Origin of the sequence: Pedobacter suwonensis (assembly GCF_044762335.1) — a bacterium.
Classification (GTDB): Bacteria; Bacteroidota; Bacteroidia; order Sphingobacteriales; family Sphingobacteriaceae; genus Pedobacter.
Map to the genome: position 1 here is coordinate 564,423 of NZ_JBIWEB010000001.1, position 15,946 is coordinate 580,368.

A 15,946-nucleotide genomic window follows, 5' to 3' on the forward strand; every position below is an offset into this window, starting at 1 on the left:
TCATTGCGAGGAGTAACGACGAAGCAATCTCTCATGCTGGCGATTCTTGCCTTAAATTTTGTTCAATATTTTTTGCCACCGAGACGCAGAAACACGGAAGAAGATTTTGATGTTAGAATCCACTAACGCGGTCGTCATTGCGAGGAGTAACGACGAAACAATCTCTCATGCTGGCGATTCTTGCCTTAAATTTTGTTCAATATTTTTTGCCACCGAGACGCAGAAACACGAAAGAAGATTTTGATGTTAGAATCCACTAACGCGGTCGTCATTGCGAGGAGTAACGACGAAGCAATCTCTCATGCTGGCGATTCTGCCATAAAGATTGCTTCACCGTAAAGTCGGGGCAGGCTGTCGGCTGAAAAAGCCTTCTCGCAATGACGATTCAGCGAAAAGACACATACAGTTGAATCCTACTATTAATCATATTGATTTCTTTTAAAATATATTATTCGATGAAATGAAGCTGCGCCGAAAAATCTTCCGTGTTCATCCTTGTTTCCGCGGTGCCCTTCACAACTCCATTTTGTCCCTTCCCGATAAAACTCTACATTTATCCATGCAGAAAATAGTATTTACGGCTTTATTTTTCATCTCTACATTCGCCTTTGCGCAAAACTATAGCAAGTTTACCAACGAGAACAAAATTTATCTCCCCAATATTAAAACCGTACTTTGCTATAACAGCAATAAAGAGCAGAGCTTGCCTGTTATCATGCTCAATTCGTCAGAAACCATCACACTTTCTTTTGACGATCTACTTGCCGGCACCCAAAATTACTGGTACACCATTGAGCATTGTACTGCAGAATGGGAAACTTCCAAAATCTCAAGCATCGATTATTTAGAAAGTTTTAACGACGACCGCATCATCAATTACCGCTATTCATCCAATACGGCAAGAAAATATACACACTACGAGATCAGCTTACCTAATACGCAAATCCAACCCAAAATAGGCGGAAACTATGTTTTAAAAGTGTATTTGGATGGCGATAAAAATAAACCGGTTATTTCACAGCGCTTTTACCTCCTCGATAATCAGGTGGCCATAGCGGGAGAAGTAACAAATTCCATGCAGGTGGAGAACAGGAATTATAAGCAAAAAATCAACTTTACCATTAACCATACCTTCCCCATCCCTAACCCCTATCAGGATATAAAAGCGGTGGTGATGCAAAATTTTAATGACAATACGATCCAGGTGAATACCAAGCCGGCCTTTGTACGACCAAATCAACTGGTTTATAACGACCTTAATACGAATGATTTTTGGGGTGATAATGAGTTTAGAAAGTTTGATACCAGAAGTTTACGTTACAAAGCAGATAATGTAAAGGATATTTATCGCGATAACTCATCCGTAAACGTGATACTTTTTCAGGATGCACCCCGAACAGTTGGAGCTTTTGCCAACCAGTTTGATGAAAACGGAAACTTTTTTATCCGCAATACCGACGGGCGCGACGATAAAACAGAATCAGAGTATATGAGTGTTCTATTCACACTGAATGCTCCAGCACCTGGCCCTAATGGTGATGCTTATGTAGTTGGCCGGTTTAACAATTATACCATGAGCAATGAAAATAAATTGCTTTACGACTCCAACCGGAAACAGTTTTATGGCAATGTAATCCTTAAACAAGGCCTTTATGATTATGAATTTGCCTGGTATAACAATGACACCAAAACACTGGAAACCAAACCTTTTGAAGGTGCATTTTTCCAGACCGAAAACAGTTATCAGATTTTTGTTTATTACCGCCGCCCGGGTGCGCGTTGGGATACGCTGGTTGGTTTCACCAATTTAAGCAATAAAGTTTCAGACAGAAGGTAAGCAGTAACATTGCAAAATCATAAGCTCAAATGACCTTACATCCCTGATATGGTAAAACCCTTTGCCTGTAACGGTCTAATATAACCAGATACAAGTGGAATTTATTCAAAGATTCCTCACCAATTAGATCCTGAAACCAGTTACCATTGACACCATCCAATAGTGTGGTCGTCCTCTCGACCGAAGCAACGCGGAGTGGAGAGATCTTTTAACATAGTTTAAAGATTTCTCCACTACGGTCGTATGACGATACTTCAATACCATTCAGCTTTTTTAACATCTGTCCATTTATATTGATTTTTATAAAAAGTTATCCATTAAGATGAAGATCGATTTAATTGTCAAATTGACCTTTAAATAACTATACCTACCTTTATTGTTACATAAATTTTCTTTGTTTTAAATGTGGTTATTTACTTTAGTGTTTCAGAAAGTTACCAGATAAACACTAGCAGATCAAGCATATCTAACCAAAAATCATGTTTAACAAATTAATTGCAGCAGCATTAATCATTTATCCCTGCACACAGATTTTAGCACAAACCACCAACGATTCTTACACACAATCCATTAATGGAACCAAATTAAAATTCGATATGCAGGCCATACCGGCAGGCAAATTTAAAATGGGCAGTAAAACAGGAAAACCAGATGAGCAACCCGTTCATGAGGTTAAACTCGATGCCTTCTGGATGGGAAAACATGAAGTAACCTGGGATATTTTTGAACCTTTCCTCTACCGCGATTATGAAAAACAAGCCAGTACAAGCGCTATTCCGGCAGAAGTAGACGCCGTTACCAGGCCTACAAAACCCTATCTCGATATGACTTTTGGTATGGGTAAAGCGAACCAGCCAGCCGTAGCCATGACCCAATATAACGCCATCCAGTTTTGTAAATGGCTTTACATGCGTACAGGTGTTTTTTATCGCTTACCAACAGAAGCAGAATGGGAATATGCCTGTAAGGCCGGAACGGAAGGCAGTTATTCTTTTGGCGATGATGCTTCCAAATTAGGCGATTATGCCTGGTATAAAGATAACAGCGATAACAAAACACACCAGGTAGGGCAGAAAAAACCAAACCCATGGGGATTATTTGATATGTATGGAAACGTGAGTGAATGGACTTACGACCAGTACTTTCCTGATTTCTACAGTAAAAGCAAAGATAAAATGGTTGAAAACCCGGTGGCCATACCCGATAAACTTTATCCGAATGTAGTTCGAGGTGGCTCTTATGACGAAACAGCAAATCATTTAACTTCAACAGCAAGATTAGCTTCTGATCCCTCATGGAAACAGTTAGATCCACAGATTCCAAAAAGCAACTGGTGGTTCCCTGAAGCTCCTTTTGTTGGGATGCGCCTGGTACGCCCGGTAGTAACACCCTCAAAAGCTGATATCGATGCCTATTATAACAAACAACCTATAAAAGACTTTTAACCCTACACTATCTAACCAAAATAAAAAACTAAACACATGAAAAAACCAATCAACCAACAAGATCGTCGCGATTTTTTAAAAGCAACCGCCATGCTGGCCGGTGGCGCCATGATCAGCAGTATTCCCCTGGCCGGTGCATATGCATCCGGATCAGACACCATTAAAATTGCCTTAATAGGCTGTGGCGATCGTGGTACCGGAGCAGCTTTCCAGGCATTAAGCACTAAATTTAACATCAAACTGGTGGCCATGGCCGATGCTTTTCAGGATCGCTTAGACAGCAGCTACCAATCATTAAGTTCTAAATTTGCAGCAAAAATGGATGTTCCGAAAGAACGCCAGTTTGTTGGCTTCGATGCCTATTTAAAAGCAATTCCATTAGCCGATGTAGTGCTGTTAACTACGCCTCCGGGCTTCCGCCCTATTCATTTTGAAGAAGCGGTTAAACAGAATAAACAAATCTTCATGGAAAAACCTGTTGCGGTAGATGCACCAGGCATCAGAAAAGTATTGGCCGCAGCCGAAGAAGCGAAAAAGAAAAAATTAAATGTGGTAGTAGGCTTACAGCGTCGCTACCAGAACAACTACCGCGAATCGATGAAACGCATTAACGATGGTGCAATTGGCGAAATCATGTCGGGCCAGGTATACTGGAACAGCGGTGGCGTTTGGGTACGTCCGCGTACAGCAAACCAGACCGAAATGGAATATCAAATGAGAAACTGGTATTATTTCAACTGGCTATGCGGCGATCATATTGTGGAGCAGCATGTGCATAATATTGATATTGCCAACTGGATCAAAAACGGACATCCGGTTTCGGTACAGGGAACGGGTAGCCGTGCCTGGAGAACAGGAAAAGACTATGGAGAAATTTATGATAACCACTCTATCGAATTAACCTATGCCGATGGTGCGGTAATCAATAGCCAGTGTCGCCATTTCGAAGGCATCAGTAACCGTGTAGATGAAACTTTTCAAGGTACAAAAGGTAAAATTTACCTTTCAGGCAGTAACCAGGCCATTATGAAAGATTACAGCGGCAAAGAATTGTATAACCACAACACCAAAGGTAACGCCAATCCTTACCAAACAGAACACGATGAATTGTTCGATGCGGTTTCGAAGGGCGAATATAAATTCAGTAATGTAGACTATGCTGCAACCAGTACATTTTCGTCGATTATCGGTCGTTATGCTACTTACTCTGGCCAAACCATTAAGTGGGATGAGGCTTTGGCTTCCAACATTAGTTTGATGCCAGAGCGTTTGGCATGGGATGCTAATCCGAAGTTAATGCCTGACGACAAAGGACTATATCCAATCGCCATGCCCGGACAAACCAAGGTAATCTAAAACTAAATTGATGCGTTGCAGCTTTTTGCTTTTCATTTTACCATTCATATTTGCTTTCTCCCTGAAAAAAGAGTTGAAGCAGTATAAAATTGAGGGTTTTGCGCAGGGGACCGATTACGCCATTATGTACTATGCCACTGATAGTGTAGCCACTAAAGCGGGCATAGATAGTTTACTAAACGAAATTGATTTATCGATGTCGCTTTACAAAAAGAGATCTTTGATAAATCAATTTAATGCTGCCGAAAAAGAGATTAAACCCGATCGTTTCATGAACGACGTGCTGAAACGGAGTTTCGAGATCAATCAGGATACGAGGGGCATTTTCGATATTACGGTTGCCCCATTGGTACAAGCCTGGGGTTTCGGGCCAAAAGAGGCTAAAAAGGAACCTGATCCGGCGGTTATCAAATCAATACTGGCTTGTGTGGGCATGAAAAACCTGAAACTGAAGGATGGCCGGTTAAGCAAATTAAAGCCGTGTTTGCAAATCGATCTAAATGGAATTGCACAAGGTTATAGCGTCGATTTAATTGCCGCTTATCTCGAACAAAAAGGAATTAGACAGTATGTGGCTGAACTGGGCGGCGAAATTCGCATTTCCGGACCTAAACCCAATGGCGAAGCCATGAAAATTGGTGTTGAAGGTCCGGATAAAGATGGAACGCCAGTAATCAGGCATATCGCTGCGATAAATGCTGGCGCCATTACCACTTCGGGCAACTACCGCAAATTCCATCAAAGCGGAAAGAAAAAAATTTCTCACCTGATCGATCCTAAAACAGGTTATCCTTTAGATAATGAAATGATCAGCGTTACCGTTTACGCCAATGATGCCATTACTGCCGATGGATATGATAATGCCCTAATGGCGATGCACCTTAAAGATGCCATGGCCTTTGTGGAAAGCAGAAAAAACCTCGAAGCTTATTTTGTATATCGCCAAAAAGATGGCAAAGTGGCTGATACCCTAACCAGGGGATTTAAAAAATTAATTACACAATAAGACCTATCCGTTTAAAAACCAACCGATGAAAAGAAGTGAATTTATAAGAAACAGCTTATTAACTGCTGGTGCAATAACCACCGGAGCAGGAATTACCAATAGTTTTGCGGCCGAAAAACCAAATATGGCATTAAGTGATAAGGTTTTTAATATGGACTATGCACCGCACCAGGGCATGTTCCAAAACCATGCAGGCAAAAGCTTTTTAGATCAGATCCAATTTATGTACGATAAAGGTTTCCGTTCGATAGAAGATAACGGTTACCTGGGCCGGTCTGTTGAAGAACAGGAGAAAATCGGCAATTTATTGGCAAAACTCGGCATGCGCATGGGCGTTTTTGTGGTAGATGGTGGCGATAACTGGAAAACCTCTTTAACTACAGGCAAAAAAGAGTTTAAAGATAAATTTGTGGAAACCTGCAAAAAATCGGTGGAAGCCGCCAAACGCTGTAATGCCAAATGGCTTACCGTAGTGCCAGGATTTTATGAGCGTAACCTGCCTTACGGGAACCAGTTTGCCAATGTAATTGATGCCATGCGTGCCGGAGCCGAAATTTTTGAACCACACGGTTTGATTATGGTGTTGGAAACCTTGAGCGATACACCTGAACTTTTCCTGCAAAAAACAAATGAAACCTATGCCGTATGTAAAGCGGTTAAAAGTCCTTCTTGTAAAATTCTGTATGATATTTACCATATGCAACGCACCGAAGGCGATTTAATTAAAACCATCGACCGCTGCTGGGACGAAATTGCCTACATCCAGATTGGCGATAATCCGGGCCGAAAAGAACCTACAACCGGAGAGATCAATTATAAAAACCTCTTCAAACACCTGCATACCAAGGGCTACAAAGGTGTGATGGGTATGGAGCATGGCAATTCTAAAGGTGGCAAAGAAGGTGAGCTGGCTGTTATTTCGGCTTATAGGGCTGAGGATAATTTTTTGTAAATATACAACTAGATGGGTCGTCATTCCTATGCACTCCGTCATTCCCAACTTGATTGGGGATCGTAATGCATTGTACCGGGTTTGCCAGCTGCATTAAGATTCCCGTCTGCACGGGAATGACGCATGGTTCAGAGGCAATCGTCATCCCCAACTTGATTGGGGATCGTAATGCTTACTAAAGGTTTTACGGTTCTCAGAGATAAACTGAATATTTTAACGTTAAACATCACAAATCCTCATTAAACAAATCCAGCCATTGAGGATTGTTATCGCTGATCAACTTAATTTTCCAACCCCTATTCCATTTCTTTAATTTCTTCTCTTGCGCGATCGCTTCTCCAATGCTAGAATAGAACCTAAAATAAACCAACTTAATACAATTGTATTTGGCAGTAAAGGAAGTGGGGTATCTTTTGCACCTGTGTTCAATTACTCTTGAATGTATATCAGAGGTAACACCGATATAATAAACCGTGTTAAAAACATTGGTCATAATTTAAACACAACCACCGCGTTCCATGTATTAAAAATACATGATTTCTCTTAAATTTTTATGTGTTACATCATCAAACATTCGCTTCATCTCAAATTTATTTAGGCTAGCATCAATCTTAAGCTGCATTAGGATTCCCGTCTGCACGGGAATGACGCATGGATGAGATGCAACTGGCATTCCCAACCCCTCCACGCCGTGGTCTGTGTCCCCACAGACCAAAATATCATCTCTTCCCCTAGCCCACTTTCAACACCCATACCGAAACACTGCCTGCATTGCAGTGAAACTCTGCCCTGCCATTTTCACCAATAACTAATTCCTGCTTGCGGTAGCCCAAAGCATCAACAAAGGTTTTTCCGGCAAAGTGTTTACCGATTTCCATTTCTTTAAAGCCTTCCTCACCGGTGCTCAGCAACACGGCTAGGCCACTGTTTTCATGCTCTTCATCACCGGCACGGGTCCATCCTACGCAAACGCCATGGTCAAAATAATCACGTTGCTCGCCATAAGCCCGGGTTGTACGAATCTTACTCATGGTTTCTACTGCAGTGATAGCCACCAGTTCTACATGCACTTCATCACCCTCTTTGTCTTTATCGTCATAAATCCCTCCATACAAATCAGGAAAGAATAAACACGGAATGCCCTGCACGCGCAACAGGATCATGGCATAGGCCAAAGGCCTGAACCAAAAATCGACGTAAGATTCCAGCGCCTGTAAAGGTTGCGAATCATGATTATCTACAAAGGTTACCGCCAGATCGGGCTTTACCTGTACCAGCGTTCCGTCGAAAATCGTCCGCATATCAAAATCTTCTTCCTTACTCGCCAGGAAAAAATTATGGTGCAAAAGTGAATCGAATATTTGTGTCCGTCCGCCGGTAATCTCAATGTAATTCAACTGCCCGGCGATGTCCACTACATTCCAATCTTCAGCTACAATAAAAAATTCGCGATTAAATTTTTGATTCAGGTGATCAATCCACTCTACAATAAAATCAGGATTGATGTGTTTAACGGCATCTAACCTAAATCCATCCACTTTGGTAGTCTCTACGATCCATTCGCCCCAATATTTTAATTCTTCAACTACTGAGCGATTACGAAAATCGATATCGTTGTACATCAGGTAGTCGTAATTGCCAAATTCAGTAGATGGTACCTCTTCAAAACCTTCGCCTAAATAGTTTTGGATGGAATAGATATTCGTTTGTTGAACATCTTCGGCCCAATCCACTCCACTAAAGCACTCATGGTTCCAGATAAATTCAGAGTATTTACCTTTCCGGCCGGGGAAAGTAAATTTTGTCCAGGCTTCGATCTCGAAAACATCACTGGTAAATTCATTTCGATCTTCAGGATTTACGGTCCGAACGGCAATTTTCTCCAGTTCATCGCCACCTGCTTTGTGGTTAAATACAACATCGGCCAGGGCGCCAATCCCATTCTCATGTAGGGCTTCAATAGCTTTTATATATTGGTCTTTCGAGCCATATTTAGTATTTACACTTCCTTTCTGATTGAACTCGCCCAAATCGAAAAGATCGTAAACCGAATAACCAACATCATATGTAGCATTGTTCGATTTATAAGCTGGTGGCAACCATACCGCGGTTACCCCTATCTCTTTTAAATGACTTGCTTCGGCAGCTACCTTAGTCCATAAATTTTGTTCTTCGTTATAATACCAATGGAAAAATTGGATAAGCGTTTGATTTTGCATTAATTAGGATTTTTATAAAAGATAACATGACAGGCGATGAATTGTTTTTATACCATGCCTTAACCTATTTCCCGCTGATCTCGCAAATCACCACAGAATTCTTATTGTACCATTACTAGCGCAAGTCTTAGCGCATGACGAATCGATTGAGGGAAGATCATTTCGTCATTGCGAACTGAAGCTTGGACTACGCGTTGGAGTGAAGCAATCTTTGTTGACTATAGCCACGGAAACACAGAAATCAAGGAGCAGTAAAGTTTTCCGTGTTATTCGTGGTTCCGTGGCAAACATCATGATTAGGCACCCGCGGAGAAGAATAATGATCATAGAAAAGTTAAAAGCAATTTCCCTGCGCCAGAGCCTAATTCTAATACCATTTTCACCACATTTTACTTACTTTTGCCTCAAATGAGTTTAAAAAAGAAATTTGCCAGAGAAAGTTTTACCATTATGAACGAATTGGTACTACCCAATGATACCAATACCTTAAATAACCTGATGGGCGGGCGTTTGCTCCATTGGATGGATATTGCAGCGGCAATTTCAGCTCAAAAACACTGCAATCGTATCGTGGTAACCGCCTCGGTTGATAATGTTTCTTTTAAACAGCCCATTAAATTAGGCGATGTCATTACCATCGAAGCCAAAGTAACCCGGGCTTTTAATACCTCGGTAGAAGTTCGTTTAGATGTATGGGCAGAGAATATCCCAAGTGGTGCACGCCAGAAAAGTAATGAGGCCTATTATACCTTTGTTGCAGTTGATCAGAGCGCACGTACCATACCTGTGCCCGAACTAATTCCGGAAACGCCAGAAGAAATTGATTTATTTGATGGTGCCCTGCGGCGCAGGCAGTTACGTTTGGTTTTAGGCGGAAAAATGAGTCCTGATGAGGCCAGCGAACTCAAGGCACTTTTCTTTAAAGCTTAATTTTTTTCAACAAATTCCTTTCTGCTTGGTTTGATTATTTTACATTAGTGTTTACCTTACGCTAAAAAATATGACAACTTATACCATACTTATTATTTTAAGCGGATTAGTCATCTTCTCTTATCTGTTTGATTTGGTGGCCAGTAAAACCAAAGTACCCTCGGTTTTATTGCTGTTGTTACTGGGCATTGGCCTGCGTTTCCTGGTCGATTACCTCAAAATACAAACCTTTAATTTCCTCTCCATTTTACCCACACTCGGTACCGTAGGTTTAATCCTCATTGTTTTTGAGGGTTCACTGGAGCTGAAATACGATCGCGAAAAAAACAAAGTCATCAAAAGCGCTTTTTTCTCTGCCTTAACCATTTTACTCGCAACAGCATCTATCATTACGCTGATTATTTACCAGATTACCCATAAAGATTTATATACCTGTATTGCCAATGCCATTCCTTTTAGCGTCATCAGTTCGGCCATTGCCATACCCTCTGCTGCCGCGCTGGGAAGCCAGGACCGGGAATTTGTCATTTATGAATCTTCCTTTTCCGATATCCTCGGTATTATCATTTTCAACTTTGCCATTACCAATCACTCCATTACCACATCGGCCTTTATAGGCTTAGGCTTGAGCACTTTTTTAATTATTTTATTATCGGCCATTGCCTGCGTGGTGCTGCTTTATGTAATGGGGAAACTGGTGCACCACATTAAATTTTTCCTGATTATTTCCATATTGATCCTGGTTTATGCCATTGGTCAGTCGTACCATTTATCCTCACTGGTGTTGATTTTGAGCACCGGATTATTTCTGAACAATGCCGATACCATCCGGAATGCCTGGTTCAGGAGTGTGTTTCTGTATAAAAACCTGTCTGCAGATTTATCGCAATTGTATCAGCTCTCTGCCGAAAGTGCCTTTATTTTAAGAACGTTTTTCTTTGTTATTTTTGGCTTCACCATGAACATCAGCGAGCTGAACGATAAGCCCGTACTGGCCAATGGTTTTTTCATTTTGCTCACCATTTTCGCGGTTCGGTTTTTCTTTTTAAAGGTATTTAAAAATGGCGCCCTTAGCCCGATCGGTTATATTGCGCCACGCGGTTTGATTAGTATTTTACTTTATTTTAACCTGCCTAAATCGCTCAAAATTGTTGAGGTTGGCCCTTCTTTCCTGTTTTTAGTGGTATTGGGCACCAGCCTGGTGATGACTTTAGGCATTACCCTAAGTAAAAATAAAGCCGAAGAAACGCCTACGGTTTAAATGAAGCCGAAATGTTTTTTATTTTCTGTAGTTCGGTTATTGGGTTGGTATTTTGCTGATAATAAACCGAGAAATAATCGAGATCAGTTTGGTGTTCTGCATACTTCGCGGCATCGCCGTTAATTTTAAAGTTTGCAATACTCGGGTTAATGGCTTGTATGGGTGCAGCGATGATGTTACCGGTAATATTTACCATGGTTGTAACTACATGTCCGCCTACCTCTTCACCCAGTGTCGGGTCTTTTTCGCCCCATTTCCGAACAATAGCGCCATCTGCACGTTTCTCAAAGTTATCTGCATTCCAGGGGTCATACTTCAAAAACTGAATGATACTGGCTTCCTTTTTCGGGGTTCTGATTTTAATGGTTTTGATCTGATCCTCAGGTAAAGTAACCCGGACTACCCTCCACAATCATCACTACGCTAGCCGAATCTGCTTTATACAGCAGCCCTTTTATCACATCAGTTTTTGTTTTTACAATGGCTAGGTAGGGCTTAATGCCCTGCGACCTGCTTTCGTTTACAAATAAACAAGCGGCCAGCGTCATAAACGTTGCAATGATTTTTTACTTCATTTGGAGGATGTTAATGGTAGATAAAACTATTCATAAAAACTGAAACAGCCAACTGAAAACTTTAGCGCCTAGCGTGAAAAACTCCTAACTTTAGTACTTGGCACCAGGCGCTCAGCAGGAAAACTCCAAACTAAAACTCCCAGCTCCAAACTAATCAGCGCTCAGCAGGAAAACTCCCAACTCCAAAGTCCCAACTCCAAACTAATCAGCGCTCAGCAGGAAAACTCCAAACTCTAAACTCCCAACTCCAAACTTAACTGCACAGCATTAGGCGCTTAGCATGAAAACTCCCAGCTCCAAACTCCCAACTCCAAACTAATTTCCCATTTCCAATATCTTATCAAATTCAGTAGCCTTAAGCGGCATTACCGATAAACGCCCCTGCCTGATTAATGAAATATCAGCTAAGCTCGGTTCGGCCTTAATCTGCTCTAAAGAAACCGGGTTTTTCAACGTTTCTACCGGAGCTAAATCGACCACCACCCAATTGGTATCATCAGTGGTAGGATCCTGGTAAAACTCTTTTACAACCTTGGCAATACCCACCACGTTTTTACCTTCGTTACTGTGGTAAAAAAGCACCAAATCGCCCTCTTTCATAGCTTTCAGGTTATTACGGGCCTGGTAATTCCGCACGCCATCCCAAAAGGTACGGCCATCTTCATTAAATTTTTCCCAACTGTATTTAAAAGGCTCTGATTTTACTAACCAATGGTTCATGCTGCTTTGTATTTGTTTCGATTATTTTACCCTCAAAACTAAGAAAAGGGAATGGATTAGGAAATAGGTTGGATAGATAAGCGATAACCAGATAAAATGAGATACTTACTGATGTGTAATTATGGTTTCCCTTATTGAAGACTAAAATGAAATTTATAGTTTAGTAAAATCTAATCGTTATACACTCAATCATTTTCTATTTTTAAAAAGGTTCTTTGACTAAGTGCGCTTAACGAGTATAAAATTAAGAATTATGTTTACTAATTATATTGCTATACCTTTACGGAATTCGCCTCAATTTTAATCTGAATTAACAATGAACAAATTAACATTCTCTAAAGGCAAAGCCATCGTTTGCCTCATCCTGATGTGCCTGTTATTGGCACAAAGCTGTAAAAAAGACCTTTTACTACCCAAAAAAACCGAAAACAGCTCCACCGATAAAATTCGTTCCATTTCCTATTCTCAATTCGTAAGTGCCATAGACCTCAACTCTACCGGAAGTTTAAAAGCAGTACTGTCTGGCCAAAAAGCAAAAGTTATGAGCACCCAGGCCCTACCAGGAAATCTTGACTTGGAGATGGATAGTGTAAAAAAACTTACCCTTGGAGATACGATAAGTTATGTAATTGCGATTAAACCTCAAACATCCAGGTCAACTACTTTTCAGAATCTGACCATACAGGTAATCCAAGACAAAACCACCGCTTTTTTATCAACTTATTATCCGGAGAAGGAATGGCTGGACAACTGGCGGAAAAAGCTAAAAACTAAGTTTAAAGGAACCATCGTATTCAATAAAATATATTTAGAGGATATTTCCCTGAATGATAAAATAAATACCACTGGATTAGCTAACCGTGATGGGAAATTAAAAGATAAGTTGCTTGCTACCATAAGTGGAAATTCCGGTTATCGAGATGTAATTAGCCTCGCTCCGGGAGAATGTGAATTTTATGATGTATTTACTGTGGTGGCCTATCCATGCTCTACAGGCGATATGCCAGGCCATTGTCCTTGGGAAAGCGATGGTGGCTTAACCATGGGTATGTTAGATTATCTTCCAGGGTATAGGGTTGATAAAAATACAGTGATAAATTGTGCAATGCCAAATTTTCCGACAGGAGGTGGCAGTAGCGGTGGCGGCGGTGGTAGTACAACACCTAATACTCCTGGCACCTACAATCCTTGTGATGGTACGCCACAGCCGGTAGGTCCGGGCGGTATATCGTTTGAAAGAGGCGCCAGGCTGATGGTTGCTGCTCAAACAGATTGTGATGAAATATCTGGTCCACCTGTAGTCACAACCACCCAAACGCCGCAACAGTATTTTATCAATTATTTCGATCCCGATGGAGCGGAACTGAGCTTTATTAATAATCCATTGAATGGTGAAGCAGTTATCGAATTAAGTAAATACTTAATAAAAAATGGATCGTCAATAGATAATACTAATTTCGTTCACTGGTCTTTGAGATATTTGATTGAAAATCCAGAAACCATTTGTAGAGAGTTAATAGACAATAATACGTTAACCATCAATTTGCCAAATTTAGATGTTTCAGAATTAAACGGATATCCAAAATTCAAAGCTTTAGTTAATGATTTGCCAAATTTCCTTACGCATTATCCTAACATTCTTAAAGCTTTAAGTTTAACAACAGGGCTTACAGAAAAAAGAATCAGGGAGCTAATGCAACCAGGTAAAGGCCCCAAAGTGATAGTGATTAACAACCTAAAAGATGGTAACGGAAACGACGTTGTGGGGCAATTTGATGACAAAAATAAAATTTTGAAAATTGATAATGGATACGTCAACGATTTAGATATAGCTAATACCCCTACCAAATATCAGGCACTTGGCTTAATTTTGACGATAACGACATTACATGAATTTGTCCATTTTGGAAGAGATGCCAACAATTTACCAAAAAGAATGGCAGGAGTTGTAACAGGTAAAGGTTCTTATGAAGCAGGCTGGTACTTCGAAGATATTATTGCGGCCCCAGGTTCTAATAGATTAGAGCCTTCCAATGCACAAGAATGGTTAAGATATTATAGAGTAAAATCAAGACAATAAATGAAGAACAAAACATACCTTTTCCTGATATTTTTATGCTTAATCGCATGTAAAAGTAGTATTAAGTCACGCACCCAAGCAAGTGATACAAACGAAGTTATAAGTGAAATATTAGACGACAATCAACTATTTAATAATCTAACCGCAAAGCCAGATACTATATTTATCATTAAAACAAAACTTGTTAATGAGAATTGGCCAGATAGAACAAAAAAATTTAACATAGGATATATTAATTCTGATAAAATGAATGAAGACATCATCGATCTTAGTCCAAACTCTTTTAATAATCACAGAATAAGAATTGATTTTGGAAAAATCTTTCTCCAGAACGATACTGCAAAAGTATCTTTTGGGATCTATGAATTCCAAAAATTTACGATTTATGATTATAAATTATGTCATAAGCTGAATCATTGGTCAATTTACAGTAGAACGAAAAGAACACACTAGGCTAATAAAATGTCTTTAAATCTTTATGATGAGATATATAATGGCTTTAGTTTAATTTATTTGACTTGTATAGATACTGCAATGAGACAAAGCCATTAAAAAGATCTGATGATAAATTATTCAAAATTTATTTCTTTAAATAATTTTGAAGAGATTAGGGATATCGAACGGCTATATGTATTCAATGAATCGACATTAATTTTTCAATTATTGAAATAACAGAGAAAGATTGATATTTAAAAGTCGTTTAATAATCTAGGATCATTTGTTAACAGCTTAAATTCTATACTGCCTTTTGAAACAGTTCGAAAATGCCTATATAGTTTAAATAATCAGCCTACCGGGCTGGATGGCTTATGCTTTTATTATTAATATCGATAAAACTACCAAAGCACAAGTCAGGCCAAGGCGTAAGGCTATGAGCGCGCTAAGACTCGTGCTGGTTGGGGATATAAACCTTTTGAAACAATAATCAACATAAAAGCTAAATTATATGGCCATTTATAATTGTAAAGCGAAAACATTGTTTTTTTTAGGCTTTACGTTTTCGTCTTTAATGATTTCCTGCATCAATAAAAAAATAAATTTCGTTCCGTTAGAAAAATTTAATAGATACGATAGTCTAGATTCTGAAAATGGTAAAGTGATCTATCATAAATCTGATTATTATATCGTTGAAAATTTTCAGGGGTTTAAACAATCAGAATCGACTATAGATAGTTTTATTAATACCCAGAATATTGAAAAGTTTAAGAAGGTATCGGACTATCAAATTGTTTTTTACAAAGCTTCCAATAAAACCAATTTAAAAAATTTATCAGAAAACCCTCGTGATTTAGATCGCTACTCTCAAGATAACGATATGATTTTAATCTACTCTTGGATGAACGGGAAATTCTTGGGGAAAACAAAGTGGAAAAATGGAGAAATTATTTCGCCAACTGGTAAAATAATTGTTGAATAATTAACTAACCATTACTAACAAAAGTCTTAGTGTTTACGCTAATACGCTAGATAGCCTTGTGCTGTCATTATTAATCATGATAAAACTACCAAAGCAGTCAGGCCAATGCTTAAGGCAATCGGCGCTAAGACTTGGGCTAGAATGGAGC

The 15,946-nt window shown here is 39.7% G+C and carries 15 protein-coding genes; 10 read left to right on the forward strand and 5 right to left on the reverse strand.

Annotated features, from left to right (window positions below):
• The first annotated feature begins 559 nt into the window (after positions 1–559).
• The 5 genes from ACIQXP_RS02355 to ACIQXP_RS02375 all read left to right on the forward strand — a co-directional run bounded on the left by ACIQXP_RS02355 (position 560) and on the right by ACIQXP_RS02375 (position 6,596).
• Positions 560–1,837, forward strand: coding sequence for a type IX secretion system plug protein (locus ACIQXP_RS02355; RefSeq protein ID WP_387504178.1), 1,278 nt, complete (start codon positions 560–562; stop codon positions 1,835–1,837).
• Positions 1,838–2,316: 479 nt separating this feature from the next.
• Positions 2,317–3,282, forward strand: coding sequence for a formylglycine-generating enzyme family protein (locus ACIQXP_RS02360; protein WP_387504177.1), 966 nt, complete (start codon positions 2,317–2,319; stop codon positions 3,280–3,282).
• A 36-nt stretch (positions 3,283–3,318) separates the two neighbouring features.
• Positions 3,319–4,638: a Gfo/Idh/MocA family oxidoreductase gene (locus ACIQXP_RS02365; protein WP_387504176.1), complete on the forward strand. Its 1,320-nt coding sequence runs from the start codon at positions 3,319–3,321 to the stop codon at positions 4,636–4,638.
• Between the two features lie 10 nt (positions 4,639–4,648).
• Positions 4,649–5,644 carry an FAD:protein FMN transferase gene (locus ACIQXP_RS02370; RefSeq protein ID WP_387504175.1) on the forward strand — a complete coding sequence of 332 codons (996 nt, stop codon included), beginning with the start codon at positions 4,649–4,651 and terminating at the stop codon, positions 5,642–5,644.
• A gap of 25 nt (positions 5,645–5,669) precedes the next feature.
• On the forward strand, positions 5,670–6,596 hold the full coding sequence (locus ACIQXP_RS02375) for a hydroxypyruvate isomerase family protein (RefSeq protein ID WP_387504174.1): 927 nt from the start codon (positions 5,670–5,672) through the stop codon (positions 6,594–6,596).
• Between the two features lie 226 nt (positions 6,597–6,822).
• Here ACIQXP_RS02375 and ACIQXP_RS02380 read toward each other — a convergent pair whose 3' ends face one another.
• Entirely contained in the window at positions 6,823–7,089 is a 267-nt protein-coding gene (locus ACIQXP_RS02380; protein ID WP_387504173.1) for a GIY-YIG nuclease family protein, read from the reverse strand.
• 238 nt (positions 7,090–7,327) lie between these two features.
• Complete coding sequence (locus ACIQXP_RS02385) at positions 7,328–8,815, reverse strand: alpha-amylase (protein ID WP_387504172.1); 1,488 nt, start codon at positions 8,813–8,815, stop codon at positions 7,328–7,330.
• Between the two features lie 408 nt (positions 8,816–9,223).
• On the opposite strand from ACIQXP_RS02385, the gene ACIQXP_RS02390 reads away from it, so the two are divergent.
• Together ACIQXP_RS02390 and ACIQXP_RS02395 are read left to right on the forward strand one after the other, a co-directional pair.
• On the forward strand, positions 9,224–9,745 hold the full coding sequence (locus ACIQXP_RS02390) for an acyl-CoA thioesterase (RefSeq protein ID WP_090987823.1): 522 nt from the start codon (positions 9,224–9,226) through the stop codon (positions 9,743–9,745).
• 70 nt (positions 9,746–9,815) lie between these two features.
• Complete coding sequence (locus tag ACIQXP_RS02395; protein WP_387504171.1) at positions 9,816–11,006, forward strand: cation:proton antiporter; 1,191 nt, start codon at positions 9,816–9,818, stop codon at positions 11,004–11,006.
• On the opposite strand, the gene ACIQXP_RS02400 is transcribed toward ACIQXP_RS02395, so the two are convergent.
• The 3 genes from ACIQXP_RS02400 to ACIQXP_RS02410 form a co-directional block, all read right to left on the reverse strand.
• Positions 10,996–11,418, reverse strand: a complete 423-nt coding sequence (locus tag ACIQXP_RS02400) for a hypothetical protein (RefSeq protein ID WP_387504170.1) — start codon at positions 11,416–11,418, stop codon at positions 10,996–10,998. The genes ACIQXP_RS02395 and ACIQXP_RS02400 overlap by 11 nt on opposite strands.
• A complete protein-coding gene (locus ACIQXP_RS02405; protein WP_387504169.1) occupies positions 11,387–11,554 on the reverse strand; it encodes a hypothetical protein in 168 nt (55 codons plus the stop codon). The genes ACIQXP_RS02400 and ACIQXP_RS02405 overlap by 32 nt, the downstream gene beginning before the upstream one ends.
• Before the next feature lie 342 nt (positions 11,555–11,896).
• Positions 11,897–12,301 carry an EVE domain-containing protein gene (locus tag ACIQXP_RS02410; protein WP_387504168.1) on the reverse strand — a complete coding sequence of 135 codons (405 nt, stop codon included), beginning with the start codon at positions 12,299–12,301 and terminating at the stop codon, positions 11,897–11,899.
• A gap of 316 nt (positions 12,302–12,617) precedes the next feature.
• On the opposite strand from ACIQXP_RS02410, the gene ACIQXP_RS02415 reads away from it, so the two are divergent.
• The 3 genes from ACIQXP_RS02415 to ACIQXP_RS02425 all read left to right on the forward strand — a co-directional run bounded on the left by ACIQXP_RS02415 (position 12,618) and on the right by ACIQXP_RS02425 (position 15,798).
• Positions 12,618–14,381 carry a hypothetical protein gene (locus tag ACIQXP_RS02415; RefSeq protein WP_387504167.1) on the forward strand — a complete coding sequence of 588 codons (1,764 nt, stop codon included), beginning with the start codon at positions 12,618–12,620 and terminating at the stop codon, positions 14,379–14,381.
• A complete protein-coding gene (locus ACIQXP_RS02420; protein WP_387504166.1) occupies positions 14,382–14,834 on the forward strand; it encodes a hypothetical protein in 453 nt (150 codons plus the stop codon).
• A 493-nt stretch (positions 14,835–15,327) separates the two neighbouring features.
• The gene (locus tag ACIQXP_RS02425; protein WP_387504165.1) at positions 15,328–15,798 is read left to right on the forward strand and encodes a hypothetical protein; all 471 of its coding nucleotides are present in this window, start codon (positions 15,328–15,330) and stop codon (positions 15,796–15,798) included.
• The last annotated feature ends 148 nt before the right edge of the window (positions 15,799–15,946 follow it).

What these genes read in the sequence shown, in the direction of transcription:
- ACIQXP_RS02355 (WP_387504178.1), top strand. Translation starts at nt 560, where the DNA reads ATGCAGAAAATAGTATTTACGGCTTTATTTTTCATCTCTACATTCGCC.
- ACIQXP_RS02360 (WP_387504177.1), top strand. Translation starts at nt 2,317, where the DNA reads ATGTTTAACAAATTAATTGCAGCAGCATTAATCATTTATCCCTGCACA.
- ACIQXP_RS02365 (WP_387504176.1), top strand. Translation starts at nt 3,319, where the DNA reads ATGAAAAAACCAATCAACCAACAAGATCGTCGCGATTTTTTAAAAGCA.
- ACIQXP_RS02370 (WP_387504175.1), top strand. Translation starts at nt 4,649, where the DNA reads ATGCGTTGCAGCTTTTTGCTTTTCATTTTACCATTCATATTTGCTTTC.
- ACIQXP_RS02375 (WP_387504174.1), top strand. Translation starts at nt 5,670, where the DNA reads ATGAAAAGAAGTGAATTTATAAGAAACAGCTTATTAACTGCTGGTGCA.
- ACIQXP_RS02380 (WP_387504173.1), bottom strand. Translation starts at nt 7,089, where the DNA reads ATGACCAATGTTTTTAACACGGTTTATTATATCGGTGTTACCTCTGAT.
- ACIQXP_RS02385 (WP_387504172.1), bottom strand. Translation starts at nt 8,815, where the DNA reads ATGCAAAATCAAACGCTTATCCAATTTTTCCATTGGTATTATAACGAA.
- ACIQXP_RS02390 (WP_090987823.1), top strand. Translation starts at nt 9,224, where the DNA reads ATGAGTTTAAAAAAGAAATTTGCCAGAGAAAGTTTTACCATTATGAAC.
- ACIQXP_RS02395 (WP_387504171.1), top strand. Translation starts at nt 9,816, where the DNA reads ATGACAACTTATACCATACTTATTATTTTAAGCGGATTAGTCATCTTC.
- ACIQXP_RS02405 (WP_387504169.1), bottom strand. Translation starts at nt 11,554, where the DNA reads ATGACGCTGGCCGCTTGTTTATTTGTAAACGAAAGCAGGTCGCAGGGC.
- ACIQXP_RS02410 (WP_387504168.1), bottom strand. Translation starts at nt 12,301, where the DNA reads ATGAACCATTGGTTAGTAAAATCAGAGCCTTTTAAATACAGTTGGGAA.
- ACIQXP_RS02415 (WP_387504167.1), top strand. Translation starts at nt 12,618, where the DNA reads ATGAACAAATTAACATTCTCTAAAGGCAAAGCCATCGTTTGCCTCATC.
- ACIQXP_RS02420 (WP_387504166.1), top strand. Translation starts at nt 14,382, where the DNA reads ATGAAGAACAAAACATACCTTTTCCTGATATTTTTATGCTTAATCGCA.
- ACIQXP_RS02425 (WP_387504165.1), top strand. Translation starts at nt 15,328, where the DNA reads ATGGCCATTTATAATTGTAAAGCGAAAACATTGTTTTTTTTAGGCTTT.